This window comes from Micromonospora sp. NPDC047753, assembly GCF_040642735.1.
In the GTDB taxonomy this organism is placed as follows: Bacteria; Actinomycetota; Actinomycetes; order Mycobacteriales; family Micromonosporaceae; genus Micromonospora.
Genome location: NZ_JBEYSL010000529.1, coordinates 1 through 4,410, shown reverse-complemented (window position 1 = coordinate 4,410; position 4,410 = coordinate 1). Strand labels below are relative to the sequence as shown.

The window sequence follows — 4,410 nt, the reverse complement described above, 5'->3', positions numbered from 1 at the left end:
TGTCCCCCTCCGGTGGCGACCATGACCGGTGGTTGGAACGCTTGGTCACCGGGCGCGGGGGGCCTCCACGGGGTGCGGTGTTGCTGGTGGGGTGCCGGCGGCGCGGGTGTCGGGTCCGCGCCGCCGGCGTGATGGCTCGCTAGTGGTTGGTCACAGTGCCGCGCACTGGTTGGTGCGGGGGCCGTGGACGGTGTTGGCGATGCCGAGGTTGTGCGGGGTGGGGTTGTTGCCGGTGCAGTTGAGCGGGCCGCGGATGGTGGTGCCGGCCAGCACGGGTGCGTCGGTGGCGGTGGTGTTGCCGGACAGGTCGACGGGGCCGGCGATGGTGGCGTCGATGATGGAGATCGTGTCGGTGGTGGCGATGCGGACCGGGCCGTTGATGGTGCTGTCGGCGAGGAGGATGCCGGCGGCGCCGGTGGCGGTGAGGGGGCCGCTGATGGTGGTTGCCGTCGTGACGAGTGCCGCGCCGGCCCGGACGGTGACCGGGCCGTTGATGGTGGCGTTGTCGGCGCAGGTGAAGCCGGTGACGGTCAGGGGTCCGTTGCGGCGGCCGGTGAGGGTGGGATAGACGCGTTCGCCGTCGGTCAGCTTCTCCACGCCCTTGCCGTCGAGGAGCAGGGGGATGAGGCCGCGTTCGGGTTGGTTGAGGGGGACGTAGTGGTCGTCGCCGATGGTGATGACCTTCCAGCCGTGGGCGGCGATGCGCTGGGCGACGGTGGTGCCGACGCCACCGGGTCCGTCGGTGCGGGCGCCGTTGTACTGCTCGTCGGTGAGTTTGTAGGCGCAGGGCGGGTTGTCGAGGATCAGGTCGGTGGGGGGCGCGTCGAGTGGTGGTGGGCTGTCGCCGGGGTGCGGTGCCGGGTGGGCGGGGATGGGGCGGGAGCCGCGGAAGACGAGCCGGCCGGTGTTGGCGGCTTGGGTTTCGATGGCTTCGCTGCGGGCTGTCAGGATGTCGGCGCGGTCGGCGCGGTGGTAGTCGAGGAACTGGTGGAACGTCCACAGGGCGGAGTAGGTCTTGCGGCGTCTGTTGTTGGCGGTGTTGCCCTCGTCGGGGCGGGTCTGGCCGCCGGAGCTGCGTAGTTCCAGCAGGGAGTTGGTGACGTTCTTGAGCCCGAGGGTGTTGCGCAGGATGGTTTCCTCGCTGAGGCCGACGTTGCCGCCGCCTTCGCAGCCGTAGGGGCAGGCCCACCAGCCGGCTTCGGCGCCCTTGGCGTACATGTGGCCTTCGATCATGTCCTGGGACTGGTCGAAGATGGGTTGGGCGACGTTCTGGTGCCGTGGGGGCAGCATCGGCAGGTCGCCGGCGCGGGAGTTGCCGAACTCGTGGCCGTCGTAGCCGGCGACGGGTCGGTAGTCGCGGACCATTGTGATGTACGCGGTGGTTTCGGGTTGGCGGATCAGGGAGTAGTCGCGGTTGAGGTCCTGGCCGGTGGAGTTGCCGCGGGTGTTGTTGGCGCGGCCGTCTCCGTTGATGGTGGGGACGATCAGGACGGTGGTGTGGCTGAGTAGGTCGGTGATGCGGGGGTCGGTGCTGAAGGCGAGTTGGCGGGCCATGATGAGGCAGGCTTCGCGGTCGCCGGGTTCGTTGCCGTGCACGTTGCAGTTGATGGCCACGGGTGCGGTGGCGGCGACGGCTTGCGGGGTGGCCGCCGGGGTGGGGTGGCCGATGACCATCATGTTGATGGGTCGGTTCTGGACGGTGCGGCCGAGTTCGACGACGCGTACGCGGTCGCTGAGGGCGTCGATGGCGGCGGTGTACGCGTACTCGTCGGTGTCGCTGGTGTACTGCGCGGCGTGGGTGGTTTCCCAGCCGGTGCGCAATTGCTCGCCGGGGGTCGTGGGGTTGCCCCAGGGTGCTGTGGTGGTGGCGGTGACCGGGTCGGAGTAGGGCTGTTCGGTGGTGCCGGTGCGGGCGCGTACGCGCCATTGGAAGGTGTCGCCGGGGTTGTAGCCGGCGTCGGCGAAGGTGGGTGCCTGTTGGTTGATCTGGCGGTTGGGTCGCCAGATGCCGACGATGGTGGGTGCGCCGGTGGGGGTGTTGTCGGCGTCGACGGGGGTGCGTTCGATCTGGTAGTCGGTGGCGCCGTCGACGGGTCGCCAGGCGAGGGTGGTGTATCCGTCGGCCTGGTGGGCGGTGAGGGCGGTGACCTGGTCGGGTGGTGCGGCGGTTTGGGCGTTGGCGGGGGTTGCTGCGGTGGTGAGGGTGAGGGCGATGAGGGTGGACACGGCGATGAGGGTTTGTCGCTGGCGTCTCATGTGGCCTCCGACGAGTTGATCGTGGCGTGTCGACCAGCATGATCGTCGAAGTCCGTCGATGCAATGATCTTGAGGGAATCTTGCGTCTTGGTGGCCCGCTCCCCCGCCGACTCCGGCTCGGCGGGCAGCAGGTGCGCGTACCCCTCGAAGAACTCGACCTCGGTGATGGTGTCGCCCGTGTGGTGCGCGGCGATGGGCGCCGAGCCCACCCGGGACATTCGTGAGGCGCGATGGGGCGATGATGCTCAGCCGAGGTCGACCAGCAGGGGACGGTGGTCGCTGATGGTGGACGACGGCGCGGTGACCGCGCGGACCGGCGGGAGGGCGGCGAGGGCGTGTCGGTCGGCGAGGATGTGGTCGAGTTGGACGCGGGGCTGCCCGGACGGGTAGGTGGGGAGTCGGCCCAGGGGGTGCCAGCCGGAGATGAGGCGGGCCGCGCCGGCGGGCAGGTTGAGGTCGCCGAGCAGGACGCGGGGCCCCGGTAGCGCGCGCAGGGCACGGACGGTCTGACGGAGTTGGCGGGCGTTCCAGCCGGGCACGAAGGACAGGTGGGTCGCGGCGACGGTGAGAGGGCCGTGCGGGGTGTCCAGGACGGCGGCGAGGACCACGCGGGGTTCGTCGTGCAGCAGGATGAGACCGCCGCGGGGGCCGGGCACGTAGACCGGTGAGCGCACCGGCGCCGGCTTGAGTCGGGTGACCTGCCAGCTGCGGACGGGGTGTCGGCTGATCAGGCCGATGCCGTAGCAGGGCTCCCCGTGGCCGTCGTCTTCGTGGCGCAGAGGGCGGAACTGTTCGCCGGGGGTGCCGACGACGGCGGCGGCGAAGCGGTGATGTGGTGCGCCGAGGGCGCGGGCGGCGATGGCGGTGAGGTCGAGGTTGCCGCTGCGGCGTTGGTCGCGGTCGACCTCCTGCAGGGCGAGCACGTCCGCGTCGAGGGCCCCGATGGCGGCGGCGAGTCGGTCGGAGTCGACGAGCCCGTCGGTGAGGGACCGTCCGTGCAGCAGGTTGAAGGTGGCCAGGCGCACTCCTGCACCTTACGTGCCCGTGGCATGGTTGCCGGGTGGTGAAGGTGTTGCTGTGTTCGGTGCTGGTGTTCGTGGCGGTCGGCGCACTGGGGGTGTGGTTGCGGCGTACGCGGGGTCGGTGAGCGGGTGAGGCTGGCCACTCGGTGCCCGTTGCGGCGTGTCGGGTGGGCAGAATTGCCGCCCGTGGACGCCGTGACGCTGAGTACTCTGCTGGCCGCCGCGGCGATGGCCGGGTGGGTCGATGCCGTGGTCGGTGGTGGCGGGTTGTTGCTGCTGCCGGCGTTGTTGGTGGCCGCCCCGGGGTTGCCGGTGGCTACCGCGCTGGGCACGAACAAGCTGGCCGCGATCTTCGGCACGGCCACGGCGGCGGCGACGTACGCGCGCAGGACGACTGTCGACTGGCGGGTGGCGGGCCCGGCGGCGGGGCTCGCGGTGCTCAGCGCGGGGGTGGGCGCGGCGCTGGCCGGGGCGGTGCCGGCGTCGGCGTACCGGCCGGTCGTCCTTGTGGTGCTGGTGGCGGTGGCGGCGTTCGTGCTGTTGCGTCCCCGGATGGGAGTGGTCGCGGTGCCGGCGAAGCGCACGACGGTGCGGGTGGCGGCGGTGATCGCGGTGGCCGGGGTGGGGATCGCCCTGTACGACGGGTTGATCGGCCCGGGCACCGGCACATTCCTGGTGTTGGCGTTCACCGCCCTCGTGGGCGCGGACTTCGTGCACGGCTCGGCGATGGCGAAGGTCGTCAACGCGGGGACGAACCTGGGCGCGCTGGTGGTGTTCGCGGCGACCGGGCACGTGTGGTGGCTGCTGGGCGCGGGCATGGCGGTGTGCAACATCGCCGGCGCGGTGCTGGGGGCGCGGATGGCGTTGCGCCGCGGCTCCGGGTTTGTGCGGGTGGTGTTGCTGGTGGTGGTGGTGGCGTTGGTCGCGAAGCTGGGCCACGACCAGTGGGTGAGCTAGCCGCGGCGGCTGGGTGAGTCGAAGCGCCCGGCGCGGATTTCGCGCAGGGCGCGGCGGCGGGTGTCGCCGCGCAGGGTGTCGACGTAGAGCCGCCCGCCGAGGTGGTCGGTCTCGTGTTGCAGGGCGCGGGCCAGGAACCCGCTGCCGGTGATGGTCAGTGGCTCGCCGTGCTGGT

5 protein-coding genes are annotated in these 4,410 nt (G+C 71.5%); 1 reads left to right on the top strand and 4 read right to left on the bottom strand.

Annotated features, from left to right (window positions below):
- Positions 1-150: 150 nt before the first annotated feature.
- Genes ABZ749_RS30160 through ABZ749_RS30150 form a run of 3 tightly spaced genes read right to left on the bottom strand, consistent with a single transcriptional unit; the run spans position 151 to position 3,281 of the window.
- On the bottom strand, positions 151-2,256 hold the full coding sequence (locus tag ABZ749_RS30160; protein ID WP_357233729.1) for a M14 family zinc carboxypeptidase: 2,106 nt from the start codon (positions 2,254-2,256) through the stop codon (positions 151-153).
- The gene (locus tag ABZ749_RS30155) at positions 2,253-2,465 is read right to left on the bottom strand and encodes a hypothetical protein (protein ID WP_357233726.1); all 213 of its coding nucleotides are present in this window, start codon (positions 2,463-2,465) and stop codon (positions 2,253-2,255) included. Before ABZ749_RS30155 ends, ABZ749_RS30160 begins: the two co-directional genes overlap by 4 nt.
- A 36-nt stretch (positions 2,466-2,501) precedes the next feature.
- On the bottom strand, positions 2,502-3,281 hold the full coding sequence (locus tag ABZ749_RS30150) for an endonuclease/exonuclease/phosphatase family protein (RefSeq protein ID WP_357233724.1): 780 nt from the start codon (positions 3,279-3,281) through the stop codon (positions 2,502-2,504).
- A gap of 183 nt (positions 3,282-3,464) precedes the next feature.
- Between ABZ749_RS30150 and ABZ749_RS30145 the strand changes: the two genes are divergently transcribed.
- Entirely contained in the window at positions 3,465-4,235 is a 771-nt protein-coding gene (locus ABZ749_RS30145; RefSeq protein ID WP_357233722.1) for a TSUP family transporter, read from the top strand.
- On the opposite strand, the gene ABZ749_RS30140 is transcribed toward ABZ749_RS30145, so the two are convergent.
- The coding region (locus tag ABZ749_RS30140; protein ID WP_357233731.1) for a peptide deformylase at positions 4,232-4,410 on the bottom strand (179 nt) is incomplete at its 5' end. The two genes, ABZ749_RS30145 and ABZ749_RS30140, sit on opposite strands and share 4 nt — an antisense overlap.

Bases quoted from the DNA above. Each gene is read 5' to 3' on its own strand.
- ABZ749_RS30160 (WP_357233729.1), bottom strand. From the start codon at position 2,256: ATGAGACGCCAGCGACAAACCCTCATCGCCGTGTCCACCCTCATCGCC.